The organism is Patulibacter defluvii (assembly GCF_034096925.1).
Classification (GTDB): Bacteria; Actinomycetota; Thermoleophilia; order Solirubrobacterales; family Solirubrobacteraceae; genus Patulibacter; species Patulibacter defluvii.
Genome location: NZ_JAWZSQ010000038.1, coordinates 1 through 17515 on the forward strand (window position 1 = coordinate 1; position 17515 = coordinate 17515).

General features: G+C 75.7%; 14 protein-coding genes and 1 pseudogene. 11 read left to right on the forward strand and 4 right to left on the reverse strand.

The window, feature by feature from the left end; translation table 11 throughout:
• The 11 genes and pseudogenes from SH587_RS23530 to def form a co-directional block, all read left to right on the forward strand.
• Positions 1–494: pseudogene (locus SH587_RS23530) on the forward strand (hypothetical protein); the annotation flags it as partial.
• Positions 494–829 carry a YbaB/EbfC family nucleoid-associated protein gene (locus SH587_RS23535; protein WP_320673105.1) on the forward strand — a complete coding sequence of 112 codons (336 nt, stop codon included), beginning with the start codon at positions 494–496 and terminating at the stop codon, positions 827–829. The pseudogene SH587_RS23530 and the gene SH587_RS23535, both read left to right, overlap by 1 nt.
• A 79-nt stretch (positions 830–908) precedes the next feature.
• Positions 909–1526, forward strand: a complete 618-nt coding sequence (gene recR / locus SH587_RS23540; RefSeq protein WP_320673106.1) for a recombination mediator RecR — start codon at positions 909–911, stop codon at positions 1524–1526.
• Positions 1527–1644: 118 nt separating this feature from the next.
• The gene (locus SH587_RS23545; protein WP_320673107.1) at positions 1645–3186 is read left to right on the forward strand and encodes a glycoside hydrolase family 5 protein; all 1542 of its coding nucleotides are present in this window, start codon (positions 1645–1647) and stop codon (positions 3184–3186) included.
• A gap of 58 nt (positions 3187–3244) precedes the next feature.
• The gene (locus SH587_RS23550; protein ID WP_320673108.1) at positions 3245–4561 is read left to right on the forward strand and encodes a serine hydrolase domain-containing protein; all 1317 of its coding nucleotides are present in this window, start codon (positions 3245–3247) and stop codon (positions 4559–4561) included.
• Positions 4561–5838: a hypothetical protein gene (locus tag SH587_RS23555; RefSeq protein ID WP_320673109.1), complete on the forward strand. Its 1278-nt coding sequence runs from the start codon at positions 4561–4563 to the stop codon at positions 5836–5838. The genes SH587_RS23550 and SH587_RS23555 overlap by 1 nt, the downstream gene beginning before the upstream one ends.
• A 14-nt stretch (positions 5839–5852) precedes the next feature.
• Positions 5853–7142, forward strand: coding sequence for an aspartate kinase (locus SH587_RS23560; protein WP_320673110.1), 1290 nt, complete (start codon positions 5853–5855; stop codon positions 7140–7142).
• A 214-nt stretch (positions 7143–7356) separates the two neighbouring features.
• Entirely contained in the window at positions 7357–8559 is a 1203-nt protein-coding gene (locus SH587_RS23565) for a calcium-binding protein (protein ID WP_320673111.1), read from the forward strand.
• A gap of 154 nt (positions 8560–8713) precedes the next feature.
• Positions 8714–9841: an aspartate-semialdehyde dehydrogenase gene (locus tag SH587_RS23570; RefSeq protein WP_320673112.1), complete on the forward strand. Its 1128-nt coding sequence runs from the start codon at positions 8714–8716 to the stop codon at positions 9839–9841.
• A gap of 48 nt (positions 9842–9889) precedes the next feature.
• Positions 9890–11047 (forward strand): hypothetical protein, encoded by a 1158-nt coding sequence (locus tag SH587_RS23575; RefSeq protein ID WP_320673113.1) that lies wholly within the window; start codon positions 9890–9892, stop codon positions 11045–11047.
• A gap of 50 nt (positions 11048–11097) precedes the next feature.
• On the forward strand, positions 11098–11682 hold the full coding sequence (def, locus tag SH587_RS23580) for a peptide deformylase (protein WP_320673114.1): 585 nt from the start codon (positions 11098–11100) through the stop codon (positions 11680–11682).
• 12 nt (positions 11683–11694) lie between these two features.
• Here the strand turns inward: def and SH587_RS23585 are convergent, their stop codons facing one another.
• The 4 genes from SH587_RS23585 to SH587_RS23600 are packed head-to-tail and all read right to left on the reverse strand — an operon-like array spanning position 11695 to position 17515.
• Entirely contained in the window at positions 11695–12330 is a 636-nt protein-coding gene (locus tag SH587_RS23585; protein ID WP_320673115.1) for an alpha/beta hydrolase family protein, read from the reverse strand.
• A gap of 28 nt (positions 12331–12358) precedes the next feature.
• Positions 12359–14128, reverse strand: coding sequence for an acyltransferase family protein (locus SH587_RS23590; protein WP_320673116.1), 1770 nt, complete (start codon positions 14126–14128; stop codon positions 12359–12361).
• Positions 14106–16070 (reverse strand): cellulose biosynthesis cyclic di-GMP-binding regulatory protein BcsB, encoded by a 1965-nt coding sequence (locus SH587_RS23595; protein WP_320673117.1) that lies wholly within the window; start codon positions 16068–16070, stop codon positions 14106–14108. The genes SH587_RS23590 and SH587_RS23595 overlap by 23 nt, the downstream gene beginning before the upstream one ends.
• Complete coding sequence (locus SH587_RS23600; RefSeq protein ID WP_320673118.1) at positions 16067–17515, reverse strand: glycosyltransferase family 2 protein; 1449 nt, start codon at positions 17513–17515, stop codon at positions 16067–16069. Before SH587_RS23600 ends, SH587_RS23595 begins: the two co-directional genes overlap by 4 nt.

The following is a 17515-nucleotide window of genomic DNA, read 5'->3' on the forward strand; positions in this document are numbered from 1 at the left end:
GAAGTCGCGCGGCAGCAGCGCGCCCGGGAACCGCTCGCGGGCCTCGGCCAGCGCGTCGGTCGGGCGGCGCACCCGCCCCGACGACGACCACCGCCACCGCCGTCCTCGCCGGCCCCAGCGCCGCCGACGTCGACGAGCTGCTGCCGACGATCGCCGAGCGGCTGCCGGGCGCGGTCCGCGCCGCGCTCTCGGTCGCCCAGACGGTCAAGATCGGCGACGGGGTCCTGGTCCTCGGGGTGCCGAGCGGCAAGGGCTCGGCCGCCCGCCTGCTCAACCGCGACGACGCGCGCCAGCTGATCGCCGAGGCGGTCCAGGAGCTGCACGGTCTGCGGGTCCAGGTCAGCGCCGAGGAGCGCGCCGACGTGGAGCTGGCCGAGGAGCAGCCGCTGCCGGAGGAGGAGCTGGTGCGGCGGGTCGTCCGCGACTTCGAGGCCGAAGAGATCACCGAGTCCGCCGGCGGGTCCGTCGCCGGTCCCAAGGGAGAGGGCAGCTGATGCGTCAGCCCAACATGCAGCAGATGATGAAGCAGGTCCAGAAGATGCAGGCCGACATGGCTGCAGCGCAGGAGAAGCTGAAGGACGAGGAGCTCGAGGTCACCGCCGGCGGGGGCATGGTCACCGTCAAGATCACCGGCGGGCTCGAAATCCGCGGCGTCACGATCGATCCCGAGGCGATCGATCCCGACGACGCCGAGCTGCTGCAGGACACCATCACCGCCGCGGTCAACGAGGCGATCCGGCAGTCGCAGGAGCTGGCCGAGAAGCGGCTCGGCGGCCTGACCGGCGGCATGGACCTGGGCAGCCTGGGCCTCGGCGGCCTGGGCCTCTGAACCACCCCGACGGCGGCCGGCGCCCGCCCGGCCGCCCGTCGCTCGGCCGCGCCGCCGGTCGAGCTGCCACCCTGCCCTCGTGCAACCCGCCCCGATCGAGCGGCTCGCCGCCGCCTTCGCGCGGCTGCCGGGCGTCGGCCCGCGCACCGCGCAGCGCCTGACGTACCACGTCCTCTCCCGTCCCGAGGACGAGGCGCGGGCGCTGGCCCACGCCCTGATCGAGGTCAAGGAGCTGATCGGCGAGTGCCGGATCTGCTTCAACCTCGCCGAGGGCGAGCTGTGCGAGGTCTGCCTGGACGCGCGCCGCGACCCGACCGTCCTCTGCGTCGTCGAGGGTCCGGCCGACGTGCTGCCGATCGAGCGCACCCACGAGTACCGCGGCCGCTACCACGTGCTCGGCGGCGCGCTCTCGCCGGTCGACGGGGTCGGTCCCCGCGACCTGCACCTGGAGGAGCTGTACCGGCGGGTCGCCGCCGGCGATCCCGAGACCGGCGCCGCCGTCGCCGAGGTCGTCGTGGCCACCAACCCGACCACCTCGGGCGAGGCGACCGCGCTCCACATCTCCGCCGAGCTGCGCCAGCGGACCCCGGACGTCGTGGTCAGCCGGCTCGCCTCGGGGCTGCCGGTCGGCGCCGACCTGGAGCACGCCGACGAGGTCACCCTCGGCCGCGCTCTCGCCGGCCGCCGGGCGATCTGACCGCACGTCCCGGCCCTCCCCGCAAGCCCTACCGACGTTCGTCCGGGGGTCGAAGGTATGAACTCGATCGTTCGTCCAGATCGTCCGGGTGCGTCGGCGTTGCCCGGAACCTGGGCCGATGGCGAGCAGGATGGACGCGCTCTGGGCCCTGATCCTGTTCCTGCTCAGCCTCTTCGGCCTGATCTCGCCGCCGCCCCCGACCACGCCGCCCCCGGTCACGCCCCCGCAGGCCGTCCGACCCCTGACCGAGGCCGATCGGCTGCAGGTCGCGGAGCAGCCGAGCGGCGACCGGGCGCTGCGGACCGCCGACGGCCGCCGGGTGCTGCTGCGCGGGACCAATGTCAACACGCTCGTCGACCACGGCGGCGCCCGCGACACCGTCCCGGTGACCGCCGCCGACGGTCCCCAGGCCCGCGCGCTCGGGTTCAACGTCGTCCGCCTGGCCGTCTCGTGGTCGAAGGTCGCGCCCCAGCCCGGCCAGCTCGACCAGGCCTACCTGGACGAGATCCGCGACACCGCCCGCGTCTTCACCGCCCAGGGGATCTACGTCCTGCTCGACATGCACCAGGACCGCTACGCCGCGGGCCTCGGCCGCTCGGGCGACGAGAGCGACGGCGCGCCCGCCTGGGCCGCGCTCACCGACGGGGCCTCGACCGCCGCCGGCAGCGGCAACCATCCTTACTACGGCACCGCCGCCGCGCGCCAGGCCGCGAAGTCGTTCTTCGAGAACCGCGAGGTCGCCGGCCAGCCGCTCCAGGACCACTACGCCGACGCCGTCCGCGCGGTCGCCGCCACCGGCCGCCAGCTGGGGCCGGCGTTCGCCGGGATCGAGCTGTGGAACGAGCCGGTCGATCCCTGGAGCACCGACGCCTACGCGCCCGACACGTTCAGCGCCGAGCGGGTCTGGCCGCTCTACCGGCGGCTGATCGGCGCCCTCCGCGGAGACGGCTACGCCGGCCCGATCTGGTTCGAGCCGCACACCACCCGCACCTGGACCGACGACGATCGCGTCGCCGCCCGCTTCAGCGACGACGACCAGCTGGTCTACGGGCCGCACGTCTACACCGACGTCTACGGCGGGATCGGCTCCGGCACCGCCGCCAAGATCCGCGTCAGCTTCGACAACGCCGCGGCCGAGGCCCGCCGCTACGGCGCCGCGCTGGTGCCGACCGAGCTGCCCGGCGTCTCCGGCGGCAACTGGGAGACCTACCGCCAGGAGCAGCTCGGCCACCTGGACCGGCTCGGGATCGGCGGGATCGTCTGGGTCTGGAAGCAGACCGCCGCCTCCGACTACGGCTGGGGCGTGCTGAAGGCCGATGGCAGCCTCCGCGACGACTCGCAGATCGCCCGCGACTACGGTCGCCCGCGGGTGCTCGCCCACGGGCCGGAGCTGCTGGAGCAGCGCTGGGCCAACGGCGTCCTGACCGTCCGCACCCGCGGCGCCGGCGACCTCGACCTGTGGGACGGCGCCGCCTTCGCGGCCAACGAGCCGGCGACCGGCGTCGCGGGGCGGCTGACCGTCGACGACCAGGCCCCCGACGGCGCGACGGTCACGGTCTGGCGCGGCGCCGCGCGGCTCGGCGGCAGCGGCTGGGGCGGCGGCCGCCAGCTGCGGCTGCGGCTGCCGGCCGGCGACCACGTGGTCCGGCTGCAGCCCTGAGCGACGACCCGGCCGGCCGCGGCGCGGGGGTGCGCACCCCGCGCGTAGGCTGCCGGCCGTGTCGCTGCTGCCCGCCGTCCGCCTGCCGCGCTCGCCGATCGGCCCCGACCCGCTGCGGCGGATCGCGGTCCCGCGCGACCTGACGCCGCTCGTCGTCCGCTCGCCGGCCGAGCAGGACCCGACCGCCGTCGGCATGACCGTCGACGGGGTCGAGCGGATATGGGCCGCGGTCGAGCGGCTCTACCGCCACGGCGTCCACCCGGCGATCGGGCTCTGCGTGCGGCGCGAGGGCCAGGTCGTGCTCGACCGCTCGATCGGCTGGGCCCGCGGCGGCGGCCCCCACGAACGGGTCCCGCCCGAGCAGCGCGAGCTGGCCACGCCCGAGACGCCGTTCTGCATCTTCAGCGCCTCGAAGGCGATCACCGCGACCGTCGTCCACCTGCTCGACGAACGCGGCGCGCTCCACATCGGCGACCGGGTGGCCGAGTACGTGCCCGAGTTCGCTGGCCGCGGCAAGCACCGGATCACGATCGACCACGTGCTCTCGCACCGGGCGGGGATCCCGACCATCCGCAAGCAGGCGCTCGACCTCGACCGGATCGGCGACCGCGAGTTCCTGCTGCGCGAGATGGCCGACGCGCTGGTCCGGACCCGGCCCGGGCGGCGGCTGGCGTACCACGCCGTCTCCGGCGGCTTCGTGCTGGCCGAGATCGTCCACCGCGTCACCGGCAAGGACATCCGCGAGGTCCTGCGGGAGGAGATCCTCGACCCGCTCGGCTTCCGCTGGACCAGCTACGGCGTCGACGAGGCCGACCTGCCGCGCGTCGGCCTCAGCTACCCGACCGGCCCGCCGCCGCTGCCGCCGCTCTCGACCATCCTCGACCGGGCGCTCGGGCTGCCGCTCGACCAGGTCACGGAGATCAGCAACGACCCCCGCTTCCTGCGCGCGATCGTGCCGGCTGGCAACGTCGTCGCGACCGCCGGCGAGCTGTCGCGGTTCTTCGACCTGCTGCGGGCCGGCGGCACCCTCGACGGGGTCCGGATCCTCGACCCGCGGACGATCCGGCGGGCGATCGTCGAGCGCTCCCACGGCGAGGTCGACCTCTCGCTCGGGGCGCCGCTGCGGCACGCCTCGGGCTACATGCTGGGGGCCAAGGCGATCGGCCTCTACGGCCCGGACACCGACAGCGCCTTCGGCCACCTCGGCTTCACCAACGTGCTCGGCTGGGCCGACCCGAGGCGCGAGCTGGCCGTCGGCCTGATCACCAGCGGCAAGCCGGCGCTGGCCCCGCACCTGCCCGACCTGTGGGCGCTGACGCGGCGGATCGGGCTCGAGGCGCCGAAGGTCGAGCGGCCGCTGCTGCACCGGGCCTGATGGGGGAGCGACCGACCTACGCCGAGCGGATCGTCGGCAGCGCGGCGCTGACCCGCGACGCCGTCGCCGACGCCCGCCGCGGCCACCCCGACGTCGACCTGGCCGCCTACGCCGCCGCCCGCGGGCTGGCCGCGCTCGGCAGCCAGAACGCGAGCGGCTACTTCGCCGCCCTGCCGGCCGAGCCCGAACTCCAGCACAACGTCCTGCGCGGGGTCCGCCGGGGCCGCGACGCCTGCCTCTGGCACTGGCGCTTCCCGTGGCCGCTCGACGACGACAACGGGCTCGGGCCGGGCGGATTCCACGGGGTCCGGATCCGCGACCCGCTGAGCCGGCTGTGGAGCGCGCCGCGGCGCTGGTGGTCGCGGACCGCGGCCGACAACCGCTACGCGGCGGTGCCCTGCACCGGTGCGGCCGCGCTGGCGCCCGAGGCGGCGCTGCTGCCCGACCTGCGGATCGACAACGGGGCCAAGCACCTGCCGCGGGGGGCCGGCGAACGGCGGCTCGACGACCACGGCCTGCGCGGCTTCACGCTGACCGCCGCGCCCGACCAGCTCGACCGGCTGGAGCAGCTGGCGGCCGGGCCGCTCGGCCGGCTGCTGCGCGGCCACGGCGACCGCGCGCTGATCGACCTGCGGCTGCGGTTCGGGACCGTGATCGTGCGCCGCGACGGATACGCCCGCGACGAGCGCGAGCTGGACGCGCTGCTCGACCTGGCCGTCGACGCGGCCGCGGCGCTGGCCGCGGCGGCGGCGTCGCTGCACGCGCCGCAGCCGTTCGCCGAGCCGCTGCCGGCCGTCGACTGGCCGTCGCGCGAGCCCTCGGTCGCTCGTCCCTGGCCGCCCTCGCCGTTCCTGGAGCAGCTGCACGCGCTCGCCGCCGAGCGCGACCTGACCCTGGAGGATCCGCGCGCCTACCACGCGGCGTTCCCCACCAACCCGGTGCCGGGGACCGCGTTCGCCGTCCTCCGCGGCCCGCTGCCCGGGGCGCCCGGCGCGACCGCGCGGCTGGCGCTGCACGCCGAGGCGCCGATCGCCGAGGTCAACAGCGGCCGCACCGCGCTGCTGCTGCCGGCCGGCGACGCGGCGGCGACCGATCCCGGCGGCGTCGCGCTCGCCCACGACGGCGATCCGCTGCGCTGCGCGGTCCACGACGGGCTGCTGGCGGTCTGGATCCTGCGCTGGCGGCCGCACCACCTGGGCGACCTCGACGCGCTGCTGCGGCGCGGCGTCGAGCACGCGCGCGAGGTCGGGGCGCTGCCGCCGGCCCGCAATCCGTAGAGTGCGCCGGGCGCATGAGCAGCGACACCGTCGTCATGAAGTTCGGTGGCACGTCGGTCGCCGACGCCGAGCGGATCAAGAACGCCGCCCGCCGGATCGTGAAGAAGCGCGAGGCGGGCCAACGGGTCGTCGTCGTGCTCTCGGCCCGCGGCAAGGAGACCGACCGGCTGATCGCCGACGCCTTCGAGATCTCCGACCGTCCCGCCCCGCGCGAGATGGACATGCTGCTGTCGACCGGCGAGCGCGTCAGCTGCGCGCTGGCGGCGATGGCGATCAACGACCTCGGCCACCAGGCGATCTCGCTGACCGGCTCGCAGGCGGGGATCGTCACCGACACGTCGCACACCAAGGCCCGGATCCTCGACGTCCGCGCCGACCGGATCGTCGAGGCGCTCGACCAGGACCGGATCGTGCTGGTCGCCGGCTTCCAGGGCGTGTCGACGGCGAAGGACGTCACGACGCTCGGCCGCGGCGGGTCGGACACGACCGCGGTCGCGCTGGCCGCGGCGGTCGGCGCCGACGTCTGCGAGATCTACACCGACGTGCCGGGGGTCTTCACCTCCGACCCGCGGATCGAGCCGCACGCCCGCAAGCTCGACGTCGTCTCGTTCGAGGAGATGCTGGAGATGTCGGCCTCCGGCGCCGGCGTGCTGCAGCTGCGCAGCGTCGAGTACGCCCGCAACCACGGCGTCCGGATCCACTGTCGCTCGAGCTTCGACGCGGGCGACGGGACGTGGGTCGTGTCGGAGAGCGAAGCCCAGGAGCACCAGGAGAAGAGCGTGGAGAACCCGCTGATCACCGCCGTCACGCACTCGACCGTCGAGGCGCGGGTGACCCTGGTCGGCGTCCCGGACCACCCCGGCGCCGCGGGCCGGATCGCGACCGCGCTGGCCGACGCCGGCGTCAACGTCGACATGATCATCCAGAACGAGCCGCTCGAGGACGGGGCGCGGGCGGACATGTCGTTCACCGTCCCCCGCGACGACGTCCGCGCCGCCGAGGAGGCGCTGGCGCCGCTGGTCGCCGAGCTCGGGATCGCCGGCCTCCGGACCGACGGCGAGATGGGCAAGGTCTCGATCATCGGCGCCGGGATGAAGACCCACCCGGGCGTGGCCGCGAAGGTCTTCACCGTGCTCGGCGAGCAGGGGATCAACATCGAGATGATCGCCACCTCGCCGATCAAGATCAGCTGCGTGGTCCGGGGCGACAAGGTTCCCGAGGCGGTTCGCGCGCTGCACTCCGCCTTCGGGCTGACCGGGGACGACACGATCCGCCCCGAGCAGCCGTTCGGCGAGTTCCGCTGAGCCGTCCGCGTGGACGCCGTCCGCGCGGTGGCCAGCCCCCCGCGCGGCCGTTGACGGCCGGACGATCCAGCTGGCGCTTCGGCGCGACTCGGAAACTCGTCCAGATGTAGGCGACAAGCGTTCGATCGGGGATCATCCCGCCGACCTGGTCAGTGGGTCCCGGGCGCGCCGCTTCGGGGTCGTCCCGTCGAGCATCGCCCGAAACGAGCGTTCCGTGAACCGCACCACCCCTGCCGTCCTGCTGGCCGTCTGCCTGCTGCTGGTCTCCGCGACCACCGCGATCGGCAAGTCGATCCGCGGCAACCCCTCGGCCGAGACGATCCGCGCGGCACCAGGCGGCTCGACGATCCGGGCCGAGGGCGGCGGCGACCGGCTGATCGGCGGCGCCGGTCCCGACAAGCTCTTCGGCGAGGGCGGCCACGACAAGATCACCGGCGGCGACGGCGACGACCGGATCGACGGCGGCACCGGCGACGACAAGCTGAAGGGCGACGGCGGCAACGACGTCGTGCTCGGCCAGGACGGCCACGACCTGCTGTGGGGCGGCCTCGGCAACGACCAGCTGCTCGGCGGCGGCGGCCCGGACAAGATCTACGGCGACGCCGGCGACGACGTGATCGTCGGCGGCGGCGGGCCCGACTACGTCGACGGCGGTCCCGGCAACGACACCCTCACCAACGACGAGGGCCAGGACACGATGATCGGCGGCGAGGGCGACGACCTGATCTACGCCAACGGCGAGAACCGCGTCACCCGCGTCGACTGCGGTCCCGGCCGCGACACGGTCGTGCTCCATCCCTACGACGACCCGCACCACGGCGACGGCGACGTCAAGCGCCAGCAGACCGGGATGATCGTCAACTGCGAGATCGTGCTGCGGCAGCCGACGCCGCAGGTCGCGGGTCGCGGCGTCAAGCGCTACGCCCGCGTCTGGTCGAACCGGACCCTCCGCGGGACCAACCTCGACGACCGGCTCTACGGCGGCCACGGCAGCAACAAGATCTTCGGCCGCAAGGGCCGCGACAAGATCTACGGCGACGCCAGCCACAGCTCGGGCGGCAAGCGGGCGGCGAAGCAGCGCGACGAGCTGCACGGCGGCCCCGGCGCCGACACGATCATGGGCGGCCAGAAGGGCTTCAAGCGGATCTGGGGCGACTCCGGGTCCGACTACATCCAGGGCGGCCACGGCAGCAACACGATCTCCGGCGGGCTCGGCGACGACACGATCCGGGTCCTCGGCAACGGGCGCAACGTGATCTACGGCAACGCCGGCAACGACCGGATCGAGGCCTTCGGCCACGGCTCGATGACGATCGACTGCGGCAGCGGCAAGGACGTCGTGATCTACGGCACCAGGCGGCCGAAGATGCGCAACTGCGAGCGGATCGTCAACTCCTGGTCGAAGAGCCGGCGGTAGCGCGTCGCCGCCCGCCGGCTGCGACGTTCCGGACGCCTGACGACCGGAACGTCACGAGCGGCGGGCGGGGCGCCCGGGGTTCGAACCGGAACGGGCAGCGGCCATGCCGGATCGGCAGAGCGGCCGGCCGTCCGTGCCCCGTACCCTTGGGGGCATGAGCGCCAGCAACGGGTACCGGATCGCCGTCGTCGGGGCCACCGGCCAGGTCGGGGGCGTCCTGCTCGACGAGCTGGGCGTGCCGCGCGACGCCGGCGACGGCGACGCGCGCGGCTCGCTGGCGGCGGTGCGGACGGCGCGCGAGGGCTTCGGGCCGGCCGGCGAGGGGCTGCCGATCCGCGAGATCGTGCCCTTTGCCTCGGCCCGCTCGGCCGGCACCACGCTGCGCGGGATGACCGTCCAGCCGCTGAACGACGAGACGATCCAGGGCTTCGACCTGGCCGTCTTCTCGGCCGGCGGGGCGACCAGCCGCGAGTGGGCGCCGAAGTTCGCCAAGGCCGGCGCGGTGGTGGTCGACAACAGCTCGGCCTGGCGGATGCACGACGGCGTCCCGCTGGTGGTCAGCGAGGTCAACCCCGAGGCGCTCGACGAGCACCGCGGGATCGTCGCCAACCCCAACTGCTCGACGATGCAGCTGATGGTCGCGCTGCGGCCGCTCCAGCAGGAGGCGGGGATCGAGCGGCTGGTCGTCTCCACCTACCAGGCCGTCTCGGGCACCGGCAAGGCCGCCGTCGACGAGCTGCTGGAGGAGGCCCGCGCGGTGCTCGACGGGGCCGCGGTCCCGGCCCCGCGCTCGTACGCCCACCAGATCGCCTTCAACGCCCTGCCGCACGCCGGCAGCTTCGTCGACGACCACACCGACGAGGAGCACAAGCTGATCAACGAGACGCGCAAGATCCTCGGCGACCCGACGATCCGCGTCTCCGCCACCTGCGTCCGGGTGCCGGTGATCAACGGCCACAGCGAGGCCGCGAACGTCGAGACCCGCGAGCCGCTGAGCCCCGAGCGGGCCCGCGAGCTGCTGCGGGCCGCGCCCGGCGTCGAGGTCCGCGACGACCCGGCCAACGGCGTCTACCCGCTGGCCACCGACGCCGACGGCCGCCCCGACGTGCTGGTCGGCCGGATCCGCCGCGACCCCGGCAACGAGCGCGCGCTCGACCTGTTCGTGGTCGGCGACAACCTCCGCAAGGGCGCGGCGACGAACACGATCCAGCTGGCCAAGGTGCTGCACGAGCGCGGCCTGGTGCGGGCGACCGCGCCCGACGCGGTCCCCGCCCTGGGGTAGGGACGACCGTCGGCGCTGCGTCCGGCGCCGGCGGATAGCGTTCGGTCGATGCTGCGCGTGTCGGCCCTGCTCGTCGTCTGCGGACTCGCCGTCGCCGGCTGCGGCGGCGGGGGCGACGACGGCCCGACGACCACCGCCACGACGGCGACCCCCCGGACCACCACGACCGAGGCCACGACCACCCGCGCCGACGCGGGCGGCCTGGCCCGCGGCTGGTCGGTCGCCGCGGCCCTCCGCGAGCTGCCGCCGCTGCCCGGCGACCGGGTCGAGGTGGCGACGGCCGACCTCGACGCCGCCACTCGCGCCGGGGGCCTGCGGCGGCCGTCGCGGCCGACCGGCGCCGCGATGACCGCCTGGCTCGGGCCGCTGACCGGCGGGCCGAAGGCGGCGCCGCTGTTCGTGCCGCTGCCGACGATGCTCGACGCGCGCGGGATCGCCCAGGCCGACCAGGTCGAGCGCGAGCTGGGCTGGTCGCTGCGGACGATCGGCGCCTACGGCGAGGTCGCCGCGCCGCCGTACCGGTTCCTCGTCGCCCGCGACTCCGGCCGCTTCGCCGACGGCCTCGAGCGGCTGCCCGACGGCGTGGTCAGCGCCGGCCGTGGCGCCGACCTGCGGATCGACCCCCGGGCCACGACCGCCGCCCGGCCGCTCGGCCAGCCGCTGCGGATGGCTCGCCGCGGGCCGCTGCTGGCCGCCGGCCCGCGGACGGCGACCGTCGCCGCCTGGCGCGCCGGCGACCCGGCGGGGACGCTGGCCGACGACCAGGCCCTGGCCTCGCTGGCGGCGCGGCTCGACGCCGAGCACGTCCTCGCCGCCCAGCTGCTGCGCGGGAACTTCGGTCCCGCCGGCGTCGGCGCGCGGGCGACGCCGGCGCAGCTGCGGGAGCTGGTCGCCCGGCTGCTGCCGCAGCGGTTCGACGCGGTCGGCCTCGGCTGGACGGTCGACGGGCGGCGGCCGGCGATCGTCGCCGTCTACCACTTCGCCGACGCGCCGACCGCGACCGAGGCGCGGCCGGCGCTGGAGCGGCTGTGGCGCGACGGTCGCAGCACGATCAGCGCCCAGCCGCTGGCCCAGCTGGTGACGGTCGAGGGCAGCAGCGCCGACGGCGACGCGGTGACCGTGCGGCTGCGGCCCGGTCCGCGCGGCAGCGCGGCGACGGTCGCCCAGATGCTGGTCCGCCGCGACCTGCCGTTCGGTCACCGCTGAGCCATTCGGCGGCCGCGCGCGGCGCCCCGGCCATCGGCTACGGTCCGCCGATGGCTCGTCCCTCCGAGATCACGCCCGAGGTCCTCGAGCGCCGCCGCCAGGCGCTCCAGCAGGTTCGTCAGTGGGGCGATCCGGCCCTCCGGACCGCGGCCCGGCCGGTCGACGAGATCGACGACGAGCTGGTCGGCGAGGCGCGGCGGATGGTCGAGATCATGGACGCCGCGCTCGGCGCCGGGCTCGCCGCGACCCAGGTCGGGATCATGCGCCGCTACTTCGTCTACCGCGAGGGCGAGCACTCCGAGGGGGCGGCGGCGACGCTGATCAACCCCGAGGTCGAGTGGGCCTCCGACGAGACCGACGTCGCCGGCGAGGGCTGCCTGTCGCTGGCCGGGGTCTGGGTCGACGTCGAGCGGCCGGTGGCCGTCCGCGTCCGTGGGCTCGACCTCAGCGGGCGGACGCTGACGATCGAGGCCCGCGGCCCGCTCGCCCGCCGGCTCCAGCACGAGATCGACCACCTCGACGGCGTCCTGATGATCGACCGCGCCGACAAGCAGCAGCGGAAGGCCGCGCTGCGGGCGCTGCGCGAGGGCGAGCCGATGGCCCCGCCCGAGGACGGCGACGACCTCCCGGCCTGAGCGGGGCGTGGCTCAGCCGGCGGTGGCCGGCACCACCGTCGCCAGCCAGGCGACGAAGGCCGCGGCGATCGTCGCGTGCTCGCGCCGCAGCGCGTGGTCGCCCTCGACCTCGACGATCGTCCGCCCCGGCGCGGCGGGCGGGATCCCGAAGCGGTCGTTGCGGCCCTGGACGACCAGCACCGGGACCGCCACCGCCTCGAGCTCCGGCAGCCGGCTGGCCGCCGGCGGCCGCTCGGCCCGCCGCGGCGGCACCAGCGGGAAGGCCAGGCAGAGGACCCCGGCCGCGTCGGTCGCGGCCGCGGTCCGGCAGGCGACCCGTGCCCCGGACGAGCGGCCGCCGGCGATCAGCGGCAGACCGGCGGGCAGCTCGTCGCGCAGTCGCGCGACGACCGCCGTCCAGGCCGCGTCGAGCTGGTGGGCGGGAGCGGGGGCGCGACGGCCGGCGACCCGGTAGGGCTGCTCGACCAGCGCCACCGCCAGCTGCCGCTCGCCGGCCGCGTCGGCCACCCGCACCAGGTCGGCGGCCCCGACCCCGCCGCCGGCGCCGTGGCCCAGCACTAGCAGCGCCCGCGGCTCCGCGACCGGCCGCAGGTGGGCGCGGGCGGGGCCGTGCGGGGTCTCGATCTCGATCTCGCGCGGGACGGACACGCCGCCGATCGTCGCAGGCCCGGGCCGCTCAGGTCGCCGGCAGCGGCGCGGGGGCGGGGGTCGCCGCCGCGGCCCCGGGAGCGAACCGCTCCAGGCCCCGCCGCAGCATCCGGTGCGGATCCTCGTCGCGGATCACGTCGAGGACCTCGCCGCCGCGGGCGACCGCCAGCAGCACGATCTCCGGCTGCTGGTCGCCGGCGGCGGTCCGCACCACCAGCGCCCCGAGCGCGCGGGCGGCGACCGCCTGCGGGTCGCGCAGGCGCACGACCTGGTCGGCCTCCGCCGCGCCGCCCTCGTCGGGCGGCAGCCGCGGCGCCAGCGTCGCCAACCCGACCCCGAGGCCGGCGGCGGCGATCCGGGCCCCGTCGAGCGCCCGCAGCGCGCCGCGCACGCCCTGCAGCGCCGGCACCCCGCGCGGCACCGGATCGGCCGGGTGGAGCAGCAGCAGCAACGGCCGCTCGGCGGCCAGCGCGGGCAGCGCCAGCGGTCGCCCGGCCCCGTCGACCACCTCGACCGGCGGCAGCGCGGTGCCGGCCGCCAGCGAGGCGGCGAAGGTCCGCGTGACCTGGGTGTCGTGGTCGAGCTTCGGCCGCAGCAGCCGGTCGAGCGAGGCCAGCGGCATCTCGACGTAGCGGAACGCGAGCACCCCCAGGATCAGCGCGATGATCATGATCGCGAGCGTCGAGTAGGGCCAGATCGCGGGCGCGTCGAGCGGCAGCACGTCGCGGGCGTTGAGCGACCGCAGCACCGGGGCGTGGACCAGGTAGGTGCTGAACGACGCCGCGGCCAGCAGCTGCACGAACGGCTTCCGCATCGTCCGCCGCACCGCCCCGTCGGGGTCGGCGGTGATCGTGGCGAGGATCCAGCAGAGCGAGCCGAGCATGCCGAGTTCGAAGTACCACTGGGTGGTGAAGCGCGAGACGCCGCGCATCGTCTCCAGCCACAGCAGCCACGACGTTCCGGCCAGGAACAGCATCAGCGGCAGCGGTCGTGGCAGCCGCCAGCGGTCCGGCGGCCGCAGGATCAGCGCCATCCCGAGCAGCATCCCGACGCCGTAGAGCAGCGCCCACGACGGCGGCGCGAACCAGCTGCCCCAGTGGTTGCCAGGGACCCCGTGCGAGACCAGCGACTTCTTCCACCAGATCGTGATCGCGATCAGGGTCAGCGGCGGCACCAGCGCCCCGACCAGGCGGCTGCGCAGCGGCCAGCGGCTGACCATCCGCAGCCAGGGCAGGATCGCGATCGCCGTCACGACCGCGAACTGCCACTCGACGCTCAGGTACCAGCCCGGGTCGATCGTGCGGAAGATGTGGTCGGTCGACCAGCTCTGCATCAGCGACATGCCCCAGAGCAGGTCCATCCACTGGGCGCTGCCGCCGCCGAAGCGCCAGAACCAGACGACCAGGAAGACGATCGCGTAGACCGGGATCAGCCGGATCGCGCGCTTGAACAGGAAGCTCGCCCCGCGCGGCAGCGGTCGCCCGAGCATGATCGCCCCGAGCAGCTGGTAGTAGAGCGCGAACCCCGACAGCAGGAAGAACGTCGGCAGCAGCACGTCGATGTTGCCGAGCACGATCCCCGGCGTCGAGAACGTCCGCAGCGCGTTCAGGCTGACGTCCCCGCGCGAGGCCTGGAGGGCGTGGAAGACGACCACCAGGAACATCAGCGCGCGGAGCGCGTCCAGCTCCTGCAGGCGGCTGGCCTTGCGCTTGCGGGCGGCGGCCTGCTGGGCGCGGGCCGCCGCCGGATCGGTCGCCGGGCGGGCCGGCGTCGCGTCAGCCGTCGCGGCGCTCGCCATCCCCGCCCTGCTCGCGCTCGGGAGACCGGTCGGCGTCCGGTGCGGGCGGCGCCCCGGCGGTCCGCGCGCGCAGCCGCACCAGCGTCCGCCGCAGCGCGAAGACCGCGAAGGCGAGGACGGCCAGGCCGATCACCAACAGCGGCCAGCGCCACGGCACCGGGCCGCGCTGGATGCCGGTCACCAGCTCCTTGTCGCCGACCCGGATCGCGGCCCGGTCGGCGTTCAGCGCCTCGACCGTCCGCCCCTGGACCTTGCCGACGTAGTAGCCGTTGGCCAGCGGCCGCAGCGCCTTCGGGCCGATCGCCACGATCCGGACCGCGTCGCCGCTGCGGGTCGCCGACAGCACGCCGGCGTCCTTCGGGCCGGGAACGTCCTTCACCAGCTCCGCCGGCACCTGGCCGGGCCGGGCCAGGACCAGCGCGGTGCCCTTCGGTACGCCGGTCCCGAACGCGATCGCCGGCAGCGCCAGCTCGCCGGTCACCCGCCGCGCCTCGGCGAGGGTGCCGAGGACGGCGGCCAGCTCGGCCTCGGTCGGCCGCGGCGGCAGCTGGACGGTCGAGCCCTGCCAGCCCGGCTTGCGGCTGAGCGGGAACGGGAACGCGCTGACCGTCGCCTGCAGCGGCCGCGGGCGGGTCAGCAGCGTGACCGAGCCGAACTCGGAGACCTGGAGCCCGCCGCCGCTGTCGGAGGGCTGGCAGCGGAGGTCGCGGGGGCGGGTCAGGCGGGTCGAGACGGTGACCCGGTTGCGGCCGGCGCGGAGGTCGGCGCGGTAGAGCGAGGGACCGCGCGGGGCCAGCTCCTCCTCGACGAAGAAGCGGCTGCCGCCCTTGGCCTGCAGGGTCTGGCTGTCGACGTCGCGGCCGTTGACCCCGACCACCGCGCGGCCGCCGGCCGGCGCGTCGTAGGTCGCGGCCAGCCGCAGCCGCGAGCCGCGCAGCGCCTCCAGGTACTCCGGGATCCGGAAGTCGAGGCTGATCTGGCCCTCGCCGACGCCCGAGGTCGAGCCGGTCGGCAGCCGGATCCGGCGCGGGAAGCGGGAGCGGGCGGCGCGCACCGCCGGCAGCTGGTCGCCGCTGGCGCTGGTGCCGGAGAGCCGCCGCGCGACCGAGGGCCGCAGCGCGCCGGCCGCCCGCAGCAGCTGGTCGTCGGCGCCGGACAGCTCGACGGCGGGCGTGCCGCCGAGCACCCGGGTCGAGATCCGGGCCGGACCGCCACCGCCGCGGACGATGATCGCCGCCTCGCCGTCGGCCCGCCGGGTTCGTGACCCGGGCAGGCCGACGCGCACCTGCAGGCCCGCGTCGCCGGCCAGCGCGTCGAGCTCGCCGGCGGCCAGCGCCGCGGCCCGGATCGCGGCCGCGGTCGGGGCGCTCTCGAACCGCACCAGCAGCCGCGAGCGCTTGCGGCCGACGCCGGTCAGCAGCGCCCGCGGCAGCTCCTTCAGCGGCGGCGCCTCGGCCGCCGGCTCGCCGTCGACGGTCAGCGCCGAGCTGCGGCTGAACTGGAGCCACGCGGCCGGGTCGTCGGTCGCCGGGCAGGCGTCGTCGCGCAGCCGGATACGGGCCTGGATCGCCACGGGCACCGTCCGCTCGGTCCCGCGCAGGGCCTGTCGGGGGACCGGCACGGTGAGGCTGCCGGCGCCGGGCCGCAGCGCGACCGTGCCGACGATCTGCTCGCCGACCCGGATCTGCATCGCCGAGCCCTCGCCGAGCTGCGGCGAGGCGTTCCAGCGCAGCCGCATCGTGCCGGCGACGGTCGTCCAGCGGTTGGGGACCGGGATCCCGCCGGTGAACTGGTCGTAGCCGCCGCGCAGCTCCAGCGGCGGGTCCTTCGGGCCCGCCAGCGGCGTCGTGGTGGCGGCCGCCTGGCCGGTCGTGGGCAGGACGAGGGCAGCGGCGACCGCCGTCGCGGTGGCGACGGCGGCCCGCGGGAGGCGGACGGTCATGCGGTCTCGGCGGTCGGAGTCGAGGTCGGGACGGCGGCCGGCTGCGGGCGCCGGCGGCGGTCGTCGCCCGGCTGCTGGGGGTCGCGGCGGGTGACCATCCAGCGGCGGTCGCCGACGATCTCCCGCACCATCGCCGCCTGGGCGACCGTGTTGCGGAGGATCGTGTAGGGGACCGACAGCAGGCAGTAGGCGGCGAACCAGCGCAGCCCCAGGTCGCGCCGGCCCTCGGCGCTGCTGACGCGGTAGGCGGCGGCGCCGAGCGCGGCCCCGCTGAGGATCGTCACCAGCGTCGTCCCGATCAGGAACGGGTCGCGGATCCCGTGGAAGGGCAGGCCGATGATCGCCTGGGCGATCAGGACCGTGAAGACCTGCAGCGAGACGATCGGGAACATCTCGCGCCAGACCAGCATCACCAGCCAGTAGAAGCGGACCCACGGGCTCAGCACCCGCGAGCGGCGGACGTCGGGCGTGTGGCGCAGCGTCACCTGGAACCAGCCCTGGGCCCAGCGGGTCCGCTGCTTCCACCAGGCGGCGAAGGTCGCCGGCGCCAGCTCGGTCGAGATCACCTGCCGCTCGTGGACGATCCGGCGGCCGGACAGCAGCGCCCGCAGCGAGACGTCGATGTCCTCGGTCAGCATCCGGTGGTCGACCCCCAGCTGGCGCAGGACGTCGGTTCGCCACCAGCCGTTGGCGCCGCCGAAGATCGCGGTGTCGGTCAGCAGCGAGCGGCCGGTGTGGGCGATCCCGTAGATCACCTCGAACTCGGCCGCGACCACCCGCGTCAGCAGGTTGCGGTGGCTGTTGCGGATCACGCAGCGGCCCTGGACGACGTCGTAGCCGGCGTCGATCCAGCGCAGGGCCAGCTGCGCGGCGTCGGCCTGCAGGTGGTGGTCGGAGTCGAGGATCGCCGTCACCTCGCCGCGGGCGTGGGGCAGCGCGCCCATGATGTTCTCGCCCTTCGAGGTCGACCCGTGGACGCGCAGCACGTCGAGCTGCGGGGTCCGCTCGGCCAGGGCGTGCAGCCGCGCCTCGACCTCGGGCATCGCGTGCGGCGTGTTGTAGGCCAGCAGCACCTGCAGCCGGCCCTCCGGCATCGTCACCTCGTGGCAGAGGTGGTGCAGCGTCTCCTCGATGATGTCGGCCTCGTTCGGCAGGTAGGCGACGACCAGCAGCGTGACCGTCGGGTCCCAGCCGTCGCGGGCCGGCGGCGGCAGCGGCCGGGCCCGGCGGCGGACGGCCAGGTTGGCCTCGACCAGCATCAGCAGGCAGGTCAGGAGGTACGCCGTCGCGACCGCGTAGAGCGCCCAGCCGAGCGCGGCGTCCGTCAGCGCGCCGACGGCGGCCAGCAGGATCGCGGGACCCACGAGACAGACGAGCGCCGACAGCAGCAGCTGCAGGCCTACGTGATGGCGGGCGCGGTCGAGGACGGCGGAGATCAGGCGCAT